The sequence below is a fragment of the Mesorhizobium sp. B2-7-3 genome, assembly GCF_006440715.1.
In the GTDB taxonomy this organism is placed as follows: Bacteria; Pseudomonadota; Alphaproteobacteria; order Rhizobiales; family Rhizobiaceae; genus Mesorhizobium; species Mesorhizobium australicum.
Genome location: NZ_VFTY01000001.1, coordinates 74,117 through 92,334, shown reverse-complemented (window position 1 = coordinate 92,334; position 18,218 = coordinate 74,117). Strand labels below are relative to the sequence as shown.

Sequence of the window (18,218 nt, the reverse complement as noted above, 5' to 3'; positions counted from 1 at the left end):
AGTAGTGAGCGAGCGAAAGGTGTGCTCCTCCACTACTCACTACTCACTACTCACTACTCACTACTCACTACTCACTATTCCCGTCAAAAATTCCGCGAGATCGTCGGTGACGTAGTCGACGTCGTCTTCCTGCGCCGGGTCGCGTTCCCAGATTTCCGAGAAGGTCGGCTCGAAATTGCGCGGCACCACGAGAACCGTGGTCATGCCCAGCGACTTCGGCACGGCCAGGTTGCGGGCGAGGTCCTCGAACATCACCGCATTGTGGCCGGTGACGGCGTGCAGTTCGGCGAACTGCTCGTAGGTCTGGCGCGCCGGCTTGGGATTGAGGCCGGCAGCGACGATATCGAAAATGTCGTCGAAATGGTCGAGGATGCCAAGTTGGCGCGCGGTGCGCTCGGCATGCCTGCGGTCGCCATTGGTGAAGATGAATTTGCGGCCGGGAAGCTGGCGGATGGCGGTGCCGAGAACAGGATCGGGCACCAGCCACGAATAGTCGATGTCATGGACCTTCTCCAGAAAGTCGTCGGGATCGATGCCGTGGCGCGTCATCAGCCCGTTCAGCGTCGTGCCGTATTCGCGATAGAGCTCCTTCTGCAGCTTGCGCGCCTCCTCGCGCGGCAGCGCCAGCAGTTCCCCGACATAGGCGGTCATCTTGACGTCGATCTGGGAGAACAAATTCGAGTGATGCGGGTAGAGCGTGTTGTCGAGGTCGAACACCCAGTCGGTGACATGGGCGAAGCGGGCGGGATCGGGAAGCGTGGTCATGCGCTCCTTATGGCATGAAACAGGGATTCTGAAAGGGACTTTATCCACAACTTATGCGCGTCGAGAGTGGCGGAAATGGCCTCACGATTCAAATTTTAGCCATCCCGGAAAGGTGGCCTTCAGGGCTTGCTGGCACAGAGACAAGTCCTGTGGGGAGCCCGCGATGAATAGCATTATTCTCAAATCCGCCGCCATCGCCTTGGCCTCCGTCGCTGCCTCGCTCCTGCTGACATTGATCATAGTCCCAGCGATGGGATTCCCGGTCACGCGCACGATCTGGCTGACGTCGACGGTCTGTCCGCTGGTCCTTGCCTGGACGGCATGCGCCGGCACGTTCTGGCAGAGCGACAGGTTGAAAAATGCCCATCGCGAATTGGCCCGTGCCCATGCCCAACTCGCCGCGGCGCACCGCCGCCTGGCGGAAAAGGCGAGCCGCGACGACATGACCGGCATGCTCAACCGGGAAAGCTTCTTTGCCGCGCTGGACGGCTCCCGGCGCAAGTCCGACCGCGGCGCGCTGCTGATCATCGACGCCGATCATTTCAAGAAGATCAATGACAATTTCGGTCACCTGACCGGGGACGACGCGCTGCTGTTGATCGCCAGCGCCATCGAGCGCGGCGTGCGCAGCGGCGACGTGCTCGGCCGGATCGGCGGCGAGGAGTTCGGCGCGTTTCTGACCGGAGCCACGGAACAGGAGGCCAAGCGCGTTGCCGAACGGATCCGTCGCGAGGTCGAGCTGATCCGCTTCCGACCCGTCGATGAGCGAACCATTCCGTTGACCGTTAGCATCGGCGGCACCGTGTGCGGCGAGGATGTCAACGTATCGGACCTGATGCGCGCTGCGGACCGGCGCCTCTACCAGGCCAAGCATGCGGGCCGCAACCTGACGATCCTCGATACCGACATTTCCGAAGCCGCATGAGCGGGTTGGCCAGCACACCCGGCCGGTTAAGAAATCTCTAACCCTGTTTGCATCCGGTTGTGCCGCTTGTCAGGCTTTTTACCGCCGTGAGGCCATGCTTGGCACGATACTGGCTTCCGTGACGATGCGTGTGCCGTTCGGGGAACGTCATGCGCGCATCGAAGCCCCAGCCGAGAGGCCTGTCATGAGTTTCTTCATCAAAAAAATGCCGCGCCGCACGCTCGTGCAGGCGCTGATCGCCCTGCCTGCCCTGTCCTTGTTCCGCAAGCTGCCTGATGCCGACGCCATCCATGGCGGTTCATCCCGGGCCGACCCCGACGAGATCGTCGAGGTCAATGGCTGGATCCTGAAGCGGAGCGACCTGGCATGATCTTCGACAGCTACGAGGCGTATCGCGCCGCCAATTTCGCGCCAAAGGTCTGTGTCCTTGGTTCCGGCCCCGCCGGCACCACGATCGCCAGGAAACTTGGCGCGGCCGGCATCCCGGTCGTGGTGCTGGAAGCCGGCTCGCGGGAATTCAGCGACGAGTCGCAGGATTTCTACCGCGGCACGACGGTCGGCGATTCCTACTTCGATCTCGATATCACGCGGTTGCGGTTCATGGGCGGCAGTTCCAATCACTGGGCCGGTTGGTGTCGCGTGCTCGACAAACAGGATTTCGAGCCGAAAGCCTGGGCACCGGACACCGGCTGGCCTATCCGGCGCGCCGACATCGAACCCTATCTTGCGGAAGTGCGCGATATCCTCGACCTTCCAGATTTCCGGCCAGATGTGCCGATCTCGGACGACATTCGCTGGGTGCAGCTGATCAAGAGCCCGGCGGTCCGGTTTGCAGAAAAGTTCGGCGACCAACTCGACCAGAGCAAAAACATCGCCGTCGTGCTCAACACCTACGCCACCGAGCTTGCCGGAGATGGCAAACGCGTGACCGGCGCCAGATTATGGTCCAACGGGCAGGACGCCGGCTCGTTCAGCGCCGACTATTTCATCGTCTGCACCGGCGGACTGGAGAATTCCCGGCTGCTTTTGTGGTCCAACCGGCGCTCCAACGGCGGCGTCGTGCCGAACGCGACGGCGCTTGGCCGCTACTGGATGGAGCATCCGACCTTCGAGGGCGGCAATGCCATCCTGGCCGACGACGGCGCGTTCGAGGTCGATGCCGTCAAGGAGGCCTTCTTCTCGCCGATGGCTGCCGCGATGGAACGGCTCAGGATCATGAATTTCGGCATCAGGCTGATCGAGACTCCCTATCCGGGCGTCAAGAGCCTGATCGCTGATCTTGCCTGTACGGCGCCGCACATGGCGGAATGGGTGTCGGGCAAGCTCGACCAGAACCTGCGTTGCGCCGCTCAGCTTTATGTCGCCTGGGAACAGGCGCCGCTGGCTTCGAACCAGATCGAGCTGTCGAAAACCGAGGTCGACCATGCCGGCGTGCCGCGCATCGAACTGCACTGGAAGAAATCGGAACTGGAACGCCGCACCCTTCTCGAAGGCTTAAGGCTGTTCGGCACGACGCTTGCCCAGAAGAACCTGGGCCGGGTGCGCATTGCCGACTGGATCTCGAAGGGCGACGATTATCCGACCAACGAAGAGACGGCGGGCCACCATCATATGGGCGGCACGCGCATGGGCACCGACGTCACCAGGAGCGTGGTGGACGCCAACTGCAAGGTGCATGGCATGGACAATCTCTATGTCGGCGGCTCTTCGGTCTTTTGCACGTCGGGACAAGCCAATCCAACGACGACGATCACCGCGCTCGCCTGCCGGCTGGGTGAGCACCTGAGCAAGGTGGTCACGGTCTGAGCGCAGTCGTCCTGCTCGGATCACGACCCGTTCTGCCGACGCCAAGGATGGCGCCGGCAGAGGCTCAAAAGCCGTAGAGGGCGATGCGCACCAGCACGGCGGCGACGCCGAGCTTGCCACCATCCGGCGCTTCGTCACCGTCGCGCTCGAGCTGCAGCGCGACCAGCTTGTGCGGCTGAAGGCCGAGGCACCGCAGCCGCGCTGATTTTAGGCGTCAAACCCCTAGCGGTCCGATCGGCCGAAGCGCCGTTCGAGATAGGCCTGGCCGAATTCCAGCGCGATCGACAGGATCCAGTAGATCATCGAGGCGGTGATCAGCATCTCGATATGGCGGAACTCCGTCTGGCCCATCGTGCGGGCGAGATACATGATCTCCCAGACGCCGACGACCGACACCAGCGAGGAATCCTTCAGCATGGCGATGAACTGGTTGCCGGTCGGCGGGATGATGACGCGCATGGCCTGCGGCAGGATGACCAGCGCCATGGTCTGGCCGGGGCTCAGGCCGAGCGCCGTGGCGCCTTCGCTTTGGCCGCGCGGGATGCTTTCGATGCCGGCGCGGAAGATCTCGGTCATGTAGGCGCCATAACACAGCGACAACGCAACGATGCCGGCCGGCACCGCGCCGATCACATAGCCGACCTGCGGCAGGCCGAGATAGATGATGTAGATCTGCATCAGCAACGGCAGGCCGCGAAACAGCGACGTGTAGAAGGTGGCCAGCCCGTAGACGATGCCGTTGCCGGTCAGTTTGGCGATGGCCCCGATAAGCGCGATGGTCGTTGCGATGAGAATCGAGATCGCCGAAATGTAAAGCGTCGTGGTGACGCCCTGGGTGATCAGGAAGCCAACCTTCCTGGCAATGAAGGCAAAGGAGAGGTCGAAGGAATAGAAGAACAGCATCAGCAGCGCGAACAGCTCGATCCAGACGCCGGCGATCTGCTGGCGTCGGGGCATGAGCAGCAGCAGCTTGCAGTTCACCAGAACCAGGAGCGCGATCAACACGGCCGAGAGGGCGCGCGACAAGGCTGGATTGGCCTGCAACCAGTCGGATGCAAGCGGCATCACCGAGCCGATCCAGCTCGACTTGATGCCCATGGCGTAGAGGGCCGCGGCCAGCAGCGCGGGAAAAAGCGCGGCCGCCGCGTGGCGGGCAAGCCCTGGATGGGAGAGCATCAGCCTGCCGATCATGCCGTCACCTTGTCCTTGGTGGTGGCGCGGCGTTCCCGCCACCAGTCCTGCGCCTGCAATTTCCAGTAGGTGAGCTGCGCGGCGGCCAGGCCACCGGCGCCGCCGGCCCAGCTCAGTCCGAATGGCGCGAATTGCCGATACCGGTCCGAAGCGCCCAGAATGCCCTCGGCGACAATTTTTCCGGCAATCGCCGTGGTGTTGAGGCCATGGCCACCAAAAGCGGTGCAGTACCAGACGCCCGATTGCAGCTCCCCGATCTGGGGCATCAGATGCCGGGCATAGGACATCAGCCCCGACCAGGCCAATTCGGTCTTGAGGCCGGCGAGCTGCGGGTAGGTGCCGACCATTTCACGGCGCAATTCGCGCGCCAGCGCGTCGGCGGAAGCGGCACGCGTGGTGATGCGCCCGCCCCACAAAAGGCGATTGCCGCTCTCTACCAGACGATAATAGTCGCCGGCCCGCCTGTTGTCGCCGACGGCATCGGTGGTGGCGATGGCTTGCGCGATGAGGCGGGGAGCCGCCTCGGAAACCATCACATAGGTCGCGATGGGCAGAAAGGCGCGGTAGAGCTGGCCGAACACCGGGCCGGTATAGCCGCCGGTCGCGAGCACGATCTGGGGCGCCCGAAGCGTGCCCTGGCTCGTGCGCAGCATCTTTTGCGGTCCCGACAGGTCGCATTGCATGACCTCGGAACTCTCATGGATCTTGCCGCCCAGCCGCTCGATCTCGTCGGCCAGGCAACGCAGATAGTTGAGCGGATGGATGTGAAAGGCGTTCGGGTCGCGCAGGCCCTGGTGGTAGCGAGCCGACTTCAGCACCGCGCGCACATCTTCGCCGCGCAGATATTGAAGCTCGTAACCGTGGTCGCGTGCCATCTGGTCGGCATAGGCCTTCAGCGCATCGCCGCCGTCGTAGCGCAAGACGCTGAGCAGGCCGGCACGCGGCTGGGCGGCCGATATTCCGAGCGCTTCGATGGTGTCGCGCACGAATTCCATGCCTTCGATCGACAGCCGGTGCAGGTCGCGCGCTGCCTGCCCGCCGACACGCGCGGCGATAGTGTCGCCGCCGGTGGCGAAGCCGGGTGTGACGAAGCCGCCATTGCGTCCCGAAGCGCCGAAACCGACGACCTGGGCTTCCAGCACGACGACGTGCAGTCCGGCGCGCGCCAGCTGCAGCGCTGTCGTCAGCCCGGCCAATCCGGCGCCGACGACGGCCACGTCACATCGCGCCTCGCCTTTGAGCGGGGGCCGCGTCTTCCGGTCGGTCAGGGTGCGGGCGTAATAGGTGTCCGGATAGGCCATGGACGACTTCGCGGTGAGGGGCATTCATGAGGTGGGGTGACGCCCGCCGGCTGCCGAGGAGCAGCCGGCGGAATGACTTTACTTGGCGCTGTAGTCCTTGCCGTACCACTTCGTGGTCAGCGCGGCGAGCGTGCCGTCCGTCTTCATCTCGGTGATGATGCCCCCGACCTTCGCGGTCCACTCGGGATCCTTCTTCTCGGCGATGACGACGAGCGGCTCGCGAAAGGCGTACTCACCTTCCAGGATCTTTACGGGATAGCCGTTCTTGATGGCGTTCTGCGCCGTCTGTTCCGGCGCGATCACGGCATTCAGGCGCACGCCGTCGCCAAGCCGCAGGTCATCGAAGGGAAGCATGGAATCGGCGTAGGTGCGGATCTCGCCCGGCTCGAGCTTGTATTCGATGGGAGCCAGGCCAGGCGCGTCGATTTCGAGCTTGCGGCGGATGAAATCCTCCGAGGTGGTGGCTGTCTCGACGCCGATGATCTTGCCGTTGAGATCGGCGACCGACTTCGCGCCGCTGTCCTTGTGCAGGACATAGACGTAGGGGCTGTAATAATAGATGCCGACAAAGTCGATCACCTTGGAGCGGGCTTTTGTCGGCGTGACCGATCCGACGCCAAGGTCGTAGCGTCCCTGCCAGCGCCCGCCGGTCAACGTCGCCCAGTCGGGCGTTTCGAACGAGACGTCGACGCCAAGCCGCTTGCCGATCTCGCGCGAGACATCGATGTCGAAACCGGCGAGTTCGTTGCTGTCGTTGAGAAAGCTCTGTGGCGGCCAGGCCGCGTTGGTGGCGATGACCATCGCCTTTTTCGACGTGACGCGGTCCAGGGTTTCACCGGCCATGGCTGCCGTCGTGATGGCGAATGTCGCGGCGGCAAGAACGGCTAAATTGAGCAGTTTTTTCAAAGTTATCCCTCCCTTGTGGTTGAACTGATAGGTTGAGTGGCCGACGTCGAACCTCAGCGCTTCAGCTGCAGGTTCAACCGGATCGGTTTCGGACTTTGCCCATCACAGCCGAAGTTGATTCCCCCTGACGGACCGGCGTTCGTGACCCCAGACAGTCAGGTCGCAAAAAGAAGGGTTCCACCCGGCGAAATGCGGGATATTGGCGATCGCGCAGTCATTGCGTCCCTTGGGATGACAAAGTGCCGGATAGTTGGCCTTGTTCCGTTCGCCGCTGCCAGTATTGCGGATTGTCGCGGGGGCTGTTCAGCCGATAGGATCGCGCGGTGGTTACTAAGCGGATCGAGCGAGAGGTTTTGTTTGTGGAATTGACCGAGAAGGATCGTCAGTTGCTCGCGCTGATGCAGAAGAACGCGCGGGAGCCGGTCGCGTCACTGGCACGACAGCTCGGCGTGTCGCGGACAGCGCTGCAGGAGCGGATCCAGAAGCTGGAGGCCGGCGGCATCATCGAAGGCTATACCGTCCGTCTGGCCAAGACGGTGGCCCAGAACGCCGTCCACTGTTTCACCCTCGCCGCCCTGAACAACAAGAGCTATCCGGACGTCTCCAGAAGGATCAAGGCGATGCCCTCGATCCAGGCTGTCTATGCCATAACCGGTGAATGGGATCTGATCATCCACCTTGCCGCCGAGACGCTCGAGAAGCTGAACCGGGAGGTGAATGCCCTGAATGAAATCAGCGGCGTCGTCAAAACCGCTTCCCACGTGGTGATGGAGACGAAGTTCAACCGGACCATCTACGCTCTGTAGGAATGGCGGGATGTCCCGGCGGCCGGCCGTTCCACTGGAACTTGTCGATCTGGTAGCCCGTGCGCATCACTGTTTGCAGGTCGAAAGGCACATGGTGGTGTCCTCGACCCCTGCAAACGTGGGCAGGGGACGCGACTAGTTCGGCTGGACTCCGTAGACGGCCAGAAATGCCTCCACCGAGGCATCCGCGTGGCGTTCCAGTTCGGCCTTGGAGCGCCGGTTGCCTCCCGTGAACATGGCTTCATTCATGGGGATCCAAAGAAGCATTCCAAAAAGATGGCTGGCTGCCAGATAGGGATCACTTGTTTGTATCAGTCCTCGACTGGTGAGTTTTTGAAAGCAGGACGCCGTCGAGGCAAGCATGCGCTCAAACCCCTTTTCGTACCAAGCGCGGCCAAGCTGCGGCATTCGATCCGCGTTGGCGATGATCAAGCGCCGCAGCTTCAACAACTCTTCATCCATGAGAACCGCTATCAGACGTCGGGCAAGCTGCTGCAGGCCGCCTTCCATGAATTTCGCCTCGGAAAGCAGCGTCGTCACGGACTCGATGATGTCATTGACCTGGGTAGCGGTTGACAGAACGACTTCGCCAAACAGCGTCTCCTTGTCGGTGAAATGCTTGTAGACGGTCTGCTTGGAGGCCCCCGCCTTGGTGGCGATTTCCTCCATGCTGGTCCCGTCATATCCCTTGCTGGTGAACGCCGCTGTGGCCGCCTGGATGATCTCACGATCCTTGCGAGCCGATCTGGTCTCACCGTCGATTTTCATGGCGCCCTCTTAACCAGTACTAGACGGTACCGTTCTCTCGTGGTAGCCCCATGAAACGGTACTGGACTGACTAGTACCTGTCAACGAAGGCAAGGCTTAGACCGATGACCAAGATGATCTTCATAAATCTGCCGGTGCGGGATCTGCAGGCAGCGACCAATTTCTATCTCGCGATCGGGGGCACGCTCAATCCGCGGTTCTCGAACGACCAGGCTAGTTCGGTCATGTTTTCCGACGCGATCGGGGTGATGTTGCTGACGCACCAGCATTACGGCCAGTTCACAACCCGCCAGATCGGCGACGCCAGGCGTGACAGCCAGATGCTGATCGCACTCACCGCGAGCAGCAAGGACGAGGTCAATGCCACGATCGAGAAGGGCGTCGCGGCCGGCGGCCGCGCCGATCCCAACCCCGCTCAGGATCTCGGCTTCATGTTCAACCGCCACATCGAAGACCCTGACGGCAACGTCTGGGAGCTCCTGTGGATGAACCCCGCTGCCATGCAATAGCCCAGCGCGATCAAAGCGTCCAAAGCGCGTCGCGTTGAGACAGATTCATGCGACGCGCTTTATGTTTTAGACCGTCGCCGGGTCGAGCGCCGGCTGGCTCTTGCGGCGCGCGACGATCGCTTCGAAATCCGCCGTCTGGAAGGCATCGCGCAAGGCGTCGAAGGACGGCAACACGAAATAGGCGCGCTGGAACTTGTCGATCTCGTAGCCGGTGCGCATCACCGTTTCCAGGTCGAACGGTACATGGTGGGCGTCCTTGCTCTCGACAGCGAACTGCAACTCGGTGAACGACGACATCAGACCGGCGCCAAACGCCTTCAGCTTCTGGCCGTTCTCCTGCATCAGGCCATATTCGGCCGTGTACCAGTAGAGCCGGGTGATCATCTCGTCGCCGCCCAGCGCAATGATGTCGCCGGCCTTCTTGCCATACGTCTGCATGAAATCGGCAAACACCGGCTGCGAGAGAACCGGCACATGGCCGAAGAAGTCATGGAACATGTCCGGCTCGACGACGTAGTCGAGTTCCTGCTTGGTCCGCAGCCAGTTGGTGACCGGGAAGCGGCGGTTGGCGAGGTGGTCGAAGAACGGTGCGGCCGGGATGAGGCCCGGCACGGCGACGATTTCCCAGCCGGTCAGCTTGCGCAGCTTGGTGCTGACGTCCTCGAAATCGGGGATGCAGTCGAGCAGGCCGAGCTTCTCGACGCCGTCGAGATAGGAGTGATGGGCGAGCTTTTGCGTCAGCTTGGTCTGGCGGTCGCACAGCGTGCGCCACACCGCCTGCTCCTCGGTCGAATAGTCATAAGCCTGCGCCACGGTGAAATCCGCGCGGCACACCGAATAGTCCCCGCGCAACCCTTGCGCCGCGCAGTCGCGGGCGTATTCGGCAACGCTCATCGTCGTCATGGGTTTTCTCCTCGCATCAATGGTTGACGTGCCGCAAGGCTAACCCGGTCTGCCGAGGCAATTCGGTTTTGATGGTGGCTCCTCCGCCACATTCGAGATACTATTCACTCACAATTCACGTGGGAGGAGTGAAAATGCCTCAATTCGACGATTTCGAGATCAAGATGCTGGATGTCCTGCAACGCAACGGTCGCAAAGCCGTTTCCGAGCTGGCGCAGGAGGTCGGCCTCTCCACCACGCCCTGCGCGCGGCGCTTCGAGGCGCTGCAGGAAGCCGGCATCATCAAGGGCTTTGCCGCGGTGATCAGCCGCCGCGCCGTCGGTCTCATGGTCGAGGTATTCATCCAGGTGCGCCTCGTCAGTCACAGCGACGGTTCGCCCGAGAGCTTCATTGCCGCCGTTCAGCGCATGGATGAGGTGTCGTCGTGCTGGACCATGACCGGCGACCACGACTTTTTGCTGCATGTCATGGTGCCATCGGTCGACGAGCTCAACGCCTTCGTCATGCATAGGCTGATGCGGCTCGACGGCGTGCGCGACGTCCACACGCAACTGGTGCTGCAGAACATCAAGGGACCCGGCCACGTGCCGCTCGCCCATCTCAGGCGGTGATGCGCATCCGCGTTTCTGCGGAAAAGCTGCAAGCAAACTGCTGAGCTCGGCCCTTTCGGTGGCCAGCTCTACAACCAGCATGCACGGACCATTCCTCCCGGAGGTCCGCCATGAAAATCGTCCTGATCAATCCGCCGCACACCGCCATCGGCAGCCGCGTGCCCGACGATCACTTGCCGCCGCTTGGCCTGCTGGCGATCGGCGGCCCGCTGCTCGATGCCGGTCATCAGGTGCGGCTCGTCGATGCCGAGTTCGGGCCGATGCCGCTCGCCTCGGTTGTCGCGGAGGCCCTGAAGGACTGTCCCGACTTCGTTCTGATAGGCCATTCCGGCTCGACCTCGGCACATCCGACCGCCTTGTTGATCGCCGGGATGATCAAGGCGCGCGCGCCGGCGACGATCATCCTCTATGGCGGCGTCTTCCCCACCTATCACTGGCGCGACATCCTGGCGTCAACCGACGCCTTCGACTTCATCGTGCGCGGCGAGGGCGAGGCGACCGTGGTGGCGCTGGTCGAGGCCCTGGAGATGCGCCAGCCGCCGGCAAGCGTTGCCGGCATCGCCTGCCGCGACGGTCTTGACCGTCCCTTCGCCACGCAAGCGGCGATGACCATCGCCGACCTCGACGCCTACCGCGTCGGCTGGGAGCTGATCGACCACCGCATATACAGCTACTGGGGAGGCAAGCGTGCGGTGGTCATGCAGTTTTCGCGCGGCTGCCCGCATCTGTGCAACTATTGCGGCCAGCGCGGATTCTGGACCCGCTGGCGGCATCGCGACCCAGTCAAGTTCGCCAAGGAGATCGCCTGGCTGCACCGCGAGCATGGCGTCGAACTGATCAACCTGGCGGATGAAAATCCGACAGTTTCTAAAAAGGCCTGGCGCGCCTTTCTCGAAGCCTTGATTGCCGAGGATGTGCCGGTGCTGATCGTCGGCTCGACCCGCGCCGACGACATCGTGCGCGATGCCGACATGCTGCACCTCTACCGCCAGGCCGGTGTCATCCGCTGGCTGCTCGGCATGGAAAACACCGACGAGCAGACGCTGCAATTGATCCGCAAGGGCGGCAGTACCTCGTCCGACCGCGAAGCGATACGGCTGCTGCGGAAGCACGGCATCCTGTCCATGGCGACCTGGGTGGCCGGCTTCGAGGATGAGGGATTTCGCGATCTGTGGCGCGGCTTTCGCCAGCTCCTCGCCTATGACCCCGACCAGATCCAGGCGCTCTATGTGACGCCGCATCGCTGGACGCCGTTTTTCCGCATCGCGCGGGACCGAAAGGTCATCCAGAGGGATGCCCGCCTGTGGGATTACAAGCACCAGGTGCTGCAGATGACCCGGCTGAAGCCGTGGATGCTGTTCTTCTCGGTCAAGCTGATTGAGCTCGCCGTGCAGTCGAGGCCGAAGGCGCTGGCGCGCATCCTGTTCCACCCCGATCCCGAGCAGCGGCATTCGATGCGCTGGTACACGCAGATGGGTCGCCGCGTCTGGTTCCGCGAGGTCTGGGGTTTTCTGGTGACCGACCGCCGGGTGAAAGGCGGCCCGACGCTCGCGGAATTCTGGGGCGCACCGCAGGACACTGAGGAGGAATCGATGGTTGTCCGGCGGCCGGTTACAAAGCCGGAGCTTCCCGCGGCCGTAAATCGCGGCCTGCCAGGCAGAAGGTTAGCCGGCTGACAACAAGCATTATGGCACGATCAGCGTGCCGGCGCCGTGTTCGGTGAACAGTTCGAGCAGCACCGAATGCGGCGTCTTGCCGTTGAGAATGACGACGCCTTCGACGCCACGCTCGATCGCCTCGATGCAGGTCTCGACCTTGGGGATCATGCCGCCGGAAACCGTGCCGTCCTTGATCAGCGCCTTGGCCTCGGCGACCGTCAACTCGTCGATCAGCTTCTTGTCCTTGTCTAGCACGCCCGGCACGTCGGTGAGGAACAGCAGGCGCGAGGCCTTGCATGCGCCGGCGATGGCGCCGGCGAAAGTGTCGGCGTTGATGTTGTAGGTATGGCCATCGCGGCCGGGCGCGACCGGCGCCAGCACGGGGATCATTTCGGAGCGCGCCAGAAGGTCGAGCAACGTGCGGTCGACCTCGACCGGCTCGCCGACGAAGCCGAGATCGAGCACGCGCTCGATGTTGGAATCGGGGTCGATCATCGTCTTGCGCGCCTTTTCGGCGAACACCATGTTGCCGTCCTTGCCGCACAGGCCGATCGCCCATTCGCCCTCGGCGTTGATCAGCGCGACGATCTCCTTGTTGATCGACCCGGCCAGCACCATCTCGACGATCTCGACCGTCTTCTGGTCGGTGACGCGCAGGCCGCCCTCGAACTTGGATTCGATGCCCATCTTGGCCAGCATGGCCCCGATCTGCGGTCCGCCGCCATGGACGACGATTGGGTTGACGCCGGACTGCTTGAGCAGCGCGATGTCGCGGGCGAAGGCCTTGCCGAGTTCGAGATCGCCCATGGCATGGCCGCCATACTTCACCACGACCGTCTTGTGCTCGTAGCGCTGCATGTAGGGCAGCGCGCGCGACAAGAGGGCGGCCTGCATTTCGGCGGTGGCGGCGACGTCCGACATCGGCGTGGTTCCCTGGTATTTGGTTTTATGCATGTCGTTGTCCCAAACCGCTGGGCACTTTTGGGCGACATGCATCAGGTAAGGACGGCGGCGTCTTAGCGGGAATTGACGCGAGCCGCAAATGGCTTTGCTGTCATAGTCGGTTCACGGTGTCGTCATTGTGACGGCACCATCAGCGGCGCCCGCCGCGTCAGCCAGCCCGAGATTTTCTCCATCTGCGCGGCGAGCGACAAAAGTGTTTCCTCGTCGCCCGGCCGGCCGGCGGCCTGGATGCCGAGCGGCAGGCCGGCGTCCGTGACATGGACGGGGAGCGCGATCGACGGCTGGCCGCTGACATTGTGGATCGCCGGCCAATGCGTGAACCAAAGGCTCTTGTCCATCAACTGGCCGAACAGCGGCTTGATCCTGAGCAGCGCGGTGAGGTGCAGCTTGTCGAGCAGGTTTTCGATCAGTTCATCGGCGCCTTTCGGATCCATGGCGCCGCAGGCGAGCGGCGGGTGCGCGATAACAGGCATCAGAACCGCGTCATAGCGCGCGGTCTCCGTGATCAGTTGCCTCGAGGTGGCATGCAGGCGCTGCAGGCCGGCATAGGTTTCGCCGGCCGAGATCATCTCGCCCAACCGGCCAAGCACGCGCGTGGCGCGCTCGATGTCGCCCGTCACCGAGCGGCCGACGCGCAGCGCTTCACCCCGCAACGAGCCGGCGACGGCGGAGGCGACCGTTGTGCAGAAATCGGCGAAGAAATCGCGGCCGATAAAAGGCAGATCGATGTCCTCGACCGAATGGCCGCCCTCGCGGGCGAGTGCCACGGCAATGTCGAGCGCCTTCAGCGTCTCGGCCGAAATCGGCAAGCCCAGCGGCGACTTGCGGTACACCGCCAGCGTGAGCTTGCCGGGATCCCGCGCGGCAGCGGCGGCGAACGAGCCCTCTGGCGGCCGCGCGGCATAAGGCGCGAGTGTATCGGGACCATGGGTGAGGTCGAGCAGCAGCGCGCAGTCGCGCACCGAGCGGGTGACGGCGTGATCGACGACCATGCCGTACCAGCTTTCGCTCACCAGCGGGGACAGCGGGACACGGCCGCGCGAGGTCTTGAGGCCGACAAGGCCGCTGCAGGCCGAAGGCACGCGGATCGAGCCGCCGCCATCCGACGCGTGCGCCACCGGCACGACGCCGGCGGCGACCAGGGCTGCCGAACCGCCCGACGAGCCGCCGGTGGTGTGGCCGGTATTCCAGGGATTGCGGGTGACGCCAAAGGCCTTGGATTCCGTCATCAGCCGCAGCCCGTGCTCGGGTGACGTCGAGGTGACGATCGGAATCAGCCCAGCAGCGAGATAGCGCTCGGTCATCACCGAGTTGAAATCGGGTACCCAGGCCGGAATGCGGCTGCCGCCATGCGAGGGCACGCCCTTGATGGCGATGTCGAGATCCTTGATGGCGAAGGGGACCCCGGCCAGCGGCAGCGAACGGTCGATGCTCTTTGCCCGGGTCCGTGCCGCCTCGTAGAGCGGCTCGGCCGTGGCATTGATTTCGGGGCGGGTGGCCTCGGCACGGGCGATCGCCGCTTCGGTCAACTCGATCGCCGATAGTTCGCCCCTGCGCACCAGACCGGCAAGGCCGGTTGCGTCTTCTTCCCAAAGGATTCGTTCGACCGACATGTGCGCTCCCCCATTGCTGCCAAGCTAGTCAGCGGCAATTCCCTTGGCAATCCAGGCTGATAGTGTCTCAGTTTGGAGTTTGGCGGCGACTTTTAAACGGCTATCTCCCGGCGTTGGAAGGGGGCGCAATCGCCCCCGGAACAATGTCGGTGTTTTGGGCAACCTTTATCCGCCAGCCCGACTGTTCTTCCTTCAAAACCAGAAGCAGAATGCCTTCTCGTTTTCCGGCAGATGAGCCGTCCGGAGCGGATGCGCCGGTCAGGATCCATGAATAGTGCACCGATGCAATGCCGGAAGACAATTCAACAACTGACGAGACAACACCCTTCAATCGGCTGTCACGAAACATGGTTTCATGAGTTGCGCGGTGCGCCCTTTCGATCTCGGTGCGGTTCTTCCACCACATGCCCACGACATTGACGAAATTGGCGTCGTCGGCGAACAACGCCGCGAAGTCGTTCATATCGCATCGGCAAAGGCAGTGGCGACATCCTCAGGTTTGGCGAGCACCAATCCCATGACAAATCTCCCTTGCTTCGGCTGAAGCGTAGCATGTCGGGGGAAGCGCCTCAAACGCGATTGCCAGCTTTTGACTTCAAACCGGGACACTGTCTCGGGGCAGGTGTGCGGACGCCGAACTTTAGGTGCACAGCATATTTCCGGCGTTGCAAATACAGCGCAATTGCCTAATTTGGCGCGCATGACGCCGCAGGACATTACCAAGCTGATCGTCCGGACTTCGATGAAAGATCGGGCAGCGTTCGATCTGCTTTACCGGCACACCAGTGCGAAACTTTTCGGCGTATGCCTTCGTGTATTGAACGACCGGGGAGATGCTGAAGAAGCGCTGCAGGAAGTCTTCGTCAAGATATGGACGAAGGCGGATCGCTTTGCTGTCTCCGATCTGAGCCCGATCTCCTGGCTGGTGGCAATCGCGCGCAATCATGCGATCGATCGCATCCGAGCGAGGCGCAAGCCCGCCGCCGATATCGATGCCGCGCTCAACGTGGCCGATCCGGCGCCGGGACCTGAAGCGATGGTGGTGGCGGGCGACGAGACCGAGCGGATCCATCATTGTCTCGATGAATTGGAGAAAGACCGGGCGGCGGCCGTCCGGGGCGCCTATCTCAAGGGCGAAAGCTATGCCGAACTGGCGGAACGCCATGGCGTGCCGTTGAACACGATGCGCACCTGGCTGCGCCGCAGCCTGATGAAACTCAGGGAATGTCTGGAAAGATGACGCTGGCAGAGGACAACGGACCGGAACGTGGAGGCGACGAGCTGTTCGCCGCCGAATACGTTCTTGGCGTGCTGCCGGTCGAAGAGCGGCAGATAGCCTCCAGGCGCATCGACGCCGAGACCGATTTCGCGCGGCTGGTCGACGGCTGGGAAGTTCGCCTGTCGCCGCTGGGCGCGGCCTATCTTGAAATCGAGCCGCCGGCTTCGGTGAAGCCGGCGATCGACCACCGGTTGTTTTCATCCGCCGCCACCACGCCTGCCGAGCCGCGCGCAAGCCTGTGGTCCAGCCTCGCCTTCTGGCGCGGCCTTGCCGTGGCGGCTGTTGCCGTGCTGGCGCTCTACGTCGCCGTCCCCTATGTCAATCGGCCGGCTGAACAGCCGCAGGCGCGACTCGTCGCTTCGCTGGCCGCCGACGGCAGTGACGTCAAGTATCTCGCCGTTTATGATTCCGAACGGCATGAAGTCAGCCTTTCGCATGTTTCCGGCGCGCTCGCCGCCGGCAAGGACTTCGAACTCTGGATGATCGAGGGCAAGAACGCGCCGGTCTCGATGGGCGTCATCCCGGTTGGTGCGACGGCGCATATTGGCGTCTCACCCACCACGCAGCGGAAACTCGCGCAGGGCGCCGTGCTGGCCGTCAGCCTCGAACCCGCCGGCGGTTCGCCGACCGGGCAGCCCACCGGGCCGGTGGTTGCCGCGGGCGATTTGAAGCGCATCTGATCGAGCCTTCGCACCGGCGGCGCCTGGATAGAACAGGATCAGTCTATCTTCCGTCCCACATGTCTAAATGGATCAGTAAGCCGGCGAATTTCCGTGGAAGAAAATCTCTTCCACAGCAAAAAATAAAAAGTCCGCGAAATATTCTGAAACTCATGCATCTGTGTTCCGTATCTCCTCGCGTCCCCAAAAATGGGAAGAGAAAACCCGAGGAGTTTTGATACAATGCGTAGATTCGCCACCCTTTTGTTCGCCGGTACGATCGCTGTTTCCGCGCTTGCCACGGCTGCTTATGCTGAAAACCCGACGGTCGGCGGCGCCGCCATGTTTGCCAACAAGACCATCGTCGACAATGCCGTCAATTCGAAGGATCACACGACGCTGGTCGCCGCCGTCAAGGCGGCCGGACTTGTCGAGACCCTGCAGGGCGCCGGTCCGTTCACCGTCTTCGCGCCGACCAACGAAGCCTTCGCCGCCCTGCCGGCCGGCACGGTCGAGACGCTGCTCAAGCCTGAGAACAAGGACAAGCTCGTCAAGATCCTGACCTGCCATGTGATCGGCGCCAAGGCGATGGCGGCGGATGTGATGTCCATGGCCAAGGCCGATGGCGGCACGCACAAGGTCAAGACGGTCGGCGGCTGCGAGCTGTCGCTGAAGGCCGACGGCGGCAAGGTCACCGTCACCGACGAGAACGGCAATGTCGCCAATGTGACCATCGCCGATGTCGAACAGTCCAACGGCGTCATCCACGTCCTCGACAAGGTTCTGCTCCCGAAGATGTGATCGGGCGGAAGATGTAACGAGGCGCTTGTCGCGGGCGAACCTGCTGCAAGAGCTCTCCGTCGATCGCGCCGTCTCGCTCCCGTGATCCGCAATCGACACGCGTGCTCCGCGCCGCCCACCATCGAAAGTGGACGGCGCGGAGTGTCGTTTGGGGCAACCGTCACCGGCTTTTGACTTTCGGGCGGCGGCATAGTTTGGCAAAACAGACGACAGGAGGAACTGGTCATGAACCGTCGCGACTTTCTTTTGAGCGGTGCCGCCGCTATCGGCGTCATCGGAGCCGCGGCAGCAATGCTGCGCATGGGCAGCCCGCAGGCCGCGCAGGCCGCCGAAAAATTCGAGGTCGCCAAGACCGAGGACGAGTGGAAAGCCATCCTGTCGCCGGCCGCCTTCAACGTCCTGCGCAAGGAAGGCACCGAATATCCAGGCACCAGCCCGCTGCTCAACGAACACCGCAAGGGCATCTTCGCCTGCGCCGGCTGCGACCTGCCGGTCTATCCCTCGGAGACGAAATTCGATTCCGGCACCGGCTGGCCGAGTTTCTGGCAAGAGATCGCCAATGGCATCGGCAAGACCGAGGACCGGTCGCTGGGTATGACCCGCACCGAAGTGCATTGCCGCCGCTGCGGCGGTCATCTCGGCCATGTCTTCGACGACGGTCCGGCGCCGACCGGCCTGCGCCACTGCATCAATGGGGTGGCGCTGACCTTCAAGCCCGCCGCCGCCTGAGGACCCAAAGGCAATAAAAAAACTC

General features: G+C 62.8%; 20 protein-coding genes. 11 read left to right on the top strand and 9 right to left on the bottom strand.

What is annotated here, in order from left to right; genetic code table 11:
• Positions 1 to 60 precede the first annotated feature (60 nt).
• On the bottom strand, positions 61 to 765 hold the full coding sequence (locus FJW04_RS00455) for a pyrimidine 5'-nucleotidase (RefSeq protein WP_140711701.1): 705 nt from the start codon (positions 763 to 765) through the stop codon (positions 61 to 63).
• A 163-nt stretch (positions 766 to 928) separates the two neighbouring features.
• Here FJW04_RS00455 and FJW04_RS00450 point away from each other — a divergent pair, with 163 nt between their 5' ends.
• The 3 genes from FJW04_RS00450 to FJW04_RS00440 all read left to right on the top strand — a co-directional run bounded on the left by FJW04_RS00450 (position 929) and on the right by FJW04_RS00440 (position 3,496).
• Positions 929 to 1,690 (top strand): GGDEF domain-containing protein, encoded by a 762-nt coding sequence (locus FJW04_RS00450; RefSeq protein ID WP_015314424.1) that lies wholly within the window; start codon positions 929 to 931, stop codon positions 1,688 to 1,690.
• A gap of 184 nt (positions 1,691 to 1,874) precedes the next feature.
• Positions 1,875 to 2,060, top strand: a complete 186-nt coding sequence (locus FJW04_RS00445; RefSeq protein ID WP_140711699.1) for a hypothetical protein — start codon at positions 1,875 to 1,877, stop codon at positions 2,058 to 2,060.
• A complete protein-coding gene (locus FJW04_RS00440; protein WP_140711697.1) occupies positions 2,057 to 3,496 on the top strand; it encodes a GMC family oxidoreductase in 1,440 nt (479 codons plus the stop codon). The genes FJW04_RS00445 and FJW04_RS00440 overlap by 4 nt, the downstream gene beginning before the upstream one ends.
• A gap of 222 nt (positions 3,497 to 3,718) precedes the next feature.
• Here the strand turns inward: FJW04_RS00440 and FJW04_RS00430 are convergent, their stop codons facing one another.
• The 3 genes from FJW04_RS00430 to FJW04_RS00420 form a co-directional block, all read right to left on the bottom strand.
• Complete coding sequence (locus FJW04_RS00430; RefSeq protein ID WP_015314419.1) at positions 3,719 to 4,687, bottom strand: amino acid ABC transporter permease; 969 nt, start codon at positions 4,685 to 4,687, stop codon at positions 3,719 to 3,721.
• Positions 4,684 to 5,988 (bottom strand): FAD-binding oxidoreductase, encoded by a 1,305-nt coding sequence (locus FJW04_RS00425; protein ID WP_140711695.1) that lies wholly within the window; start codon positions 5,986 to 5,988, stop codon positions 4,684 to 4,686. The genes FJW04_RS00430 and FJW04_RS00425 overlap by 4 nt, the downstream gene beginning before the upstream one ends.
• A 78-nt stretch (positions 5,989 to 6,066) precedes the next feature.
• Entirely contained in the window at positions 6,067 to 6,831 is a 765-nt protein-coding gene (locus tag FJW04_RS00420) for a transporter substrate-binding domain-containing protein (RefSeq protein ID WP_246671829.1), read from the bottom strand.
• 422 nt (positions 6,832 to 7,253) lie between these two features.
• On the opposite strand from FJW04_RS00420, the gene FJW04_RS00415 reads away from it, so the two are divergent.
• Positions 7,254 to 7,700 carry an Lrp/AsnC family transcriptional regulator gene (locus FJW04_RS00415; RefSeq protein WP_210161497.1) on the top strand — a complete coding sequence of 149 codons (447 nt, stop codon included), beginning with the start codon at positions 7,254 to 7,256 and terminating at the stop codon, positions 7,698 to 7,700.
• A gap of 135 nt (positions 7,701 to 7,835) precedes the next feature.
• Here FJW04_RS00415 and FJW04_RS00410 read toward each other — a convergent pair whose 3' ends face one another.
• A complete protein-coding gene (locus FJW04_RS00410; protein WP_015314415.1) occupies positions 7,836 to 8,468 on the bottom strand; it encodes a TetR/AcrR family transcriptional regulator in 633 nt (210 codons plus the stop codon).
• A 104-nt stretch (positions 8,469 to 8,572) separates the two neighbouring features.
• On the opposite strand from FJW04_RS00410, the gene FJW04_RS00405 reads away from it, so the two are divergent.
• Entirely contained in the window at positions 8,573 to 8,977 is a 405-nt protein-coding gene (locus tag FJW04_RS00405; protein ID WP_140660138.1) for a VOC family protein, read from the top strand.
• A 66-nt stretch (positions 8,978 to 9,043) separates the two neighbouring features.
• Here the strand turns inward: FJW04_RS00405 and phhA are convergent, their stop codons facing one another.
• Complete coding sequence (gene phhA / locus FJW04_RS00400) at positions 9,044 to 9,880, bottom strand: phenylalanine 4-monooxygenase (protein WP_140711691.1); 837 nt, start codon at positions 9,878 to 9,880, stop codon at positions 9,044 to 9,046.
• Between the two features lie 134 nt (positions 9,881 to 10,014).
• Between phhA and FJW04_RS00395 the strand changes: the two genes are divergently transcribed.
• Together FJW04_RS00395 and bchE are read left to right on the top strand one after the other, a co-directional pair.
• Positions 10,015 to 10,491 carry an Lrp/AsnC family transcriptional regulator gene (locus FJW04_RS00395; protein ID WP_140711689.1) on the top strand — a complete coding sequence of 159 codons (477 nt, stop codon included), beginning with the start codon at positions 10,015 to 10,017 and terminating at the stop codon, positions 10,489 to 10,491.
• A gap of 110 nt (positions 10,492 to 10,601) precedes the next feature.
• Positions 10,602 to 12,167, top strand: a complete 1,566-nt coding sequence (gene bchE, locus FJW04_RS00390) for a magnesium-protoporphyrin IX monomethyl ester anaerobic oxidative cyclase (protein ID WP_140711687.1) — start codon at positions 10,602 to 10,604, stop codon at positions 12,165 to 12,167.
• A 9-nt stretch (positions 12,168 to 12,176) separates the two neighbouring features.
• Here the strand turns inward: bchE and argB are convergent, their stop codons facing one another.
• The 3 genes from argB to FJW04_RS00375 form a co-directional block, all read right to left on the bottom strand.
• Positions 12,177 to 13,070 (bottom strand): acetylglutamate kinase, encoded by an 894-nt coding sequence (gene argB / locus FJW04_RS00385; protein WP_140712454.1) that lies wholly within the window; start codon positions 13,068 to 13,070, stop codon positions 12,177 to 12,179.
• 155 nt (positions 13,071 to 13,225) lie between these two features.
• Positions 13,226 to 14,725 carry an amidase gene (locus FJW04_RS00380; protein ID WP_140711685.1) on the bottom strand — a complete coding sequence of 500 codons (1,500 nt, stop codon included), beginning with the start codon at positions 14,723 to 14,725 and terminating at the stop codon, positions 13,226 to 13,228.
• Positions 14,726 to 14,825: 100 nt separating this feature from the next.
• On the bottom strand, positions 14,826 to 15,188 hold the full coding sequence (locus FJW04_RS00375) for an SgcJ/EcaC family oxidoreductase (protein ID WP_246673688.1): 363 nt from the start codon (positions 15,186 to 15,188) through the stop codon (positions 14,826 to 14,828).
• A gap of 237 nt (positions 15,189 to 15,425) precedes the next feature.
• Here FJW04_RS00375 and FJW04_RS00370 point away from each other — a divergent pair, with 237 nt between their 5' ends.
• The 4 genes from FJW04_RS00370 (at position 15,426) to msrB (ending at position 18,193) form a co-directional block, all read left to right on the top strand.
• Positions 15,426 to 15,965, top strand: a complete 540-nt coding sequence (locus FJW04_RS00370) for a sigma-70 family RNA polymerase sigma factor (RefSeq protein ID WP_015314407.1) — start codon at positions 15,426 to 15,428, stop codon at positions 15,963 to 15,965.
• On the top strand, positions 15,962 to 16,684 hold the full coding sequence (locus FJW04_RS00365) for an anti-sigma factor (protein WP_140712452.1): 723 nt from the start codon (positions 15,962 to 15,964) through the stop codon (positions 16,682 to 16,684). The genes FJW04_RS00370 and FJW04_RS00365 overlap by 4 nt, the downstream gene beginning before the upstream one ends.
• Before the next feature lie 222 nt (positions 16,685 to 16,906).
• Positions 16,907 to 17,464, top strand: coding sequence for a fasciclin domain-containing protein (locus tag FJW04_RS00360; protein WP_140711683.1), 558 nt, complete (start codon positions 16,907 to 16,909; stop codon positions 17,462 to 17,464).
• Between the two features lie 225 nt (positions 17,465 to 17,689).
• Positions 17,690 to 18,193, top strand: a complete 504-nt coding sequence (gene msrB, locus FJW04_RS00355; RefSeq protein WP_140711680.1) for a peptide-methionine (R)-S-oxide reductase MsrB — start codon at positions 17,690 to 17,692, stop codon at positions 18,191 to 18,193.
• Positions 18,194 to 18,218 lie beyond the last annotated feature (25 nt).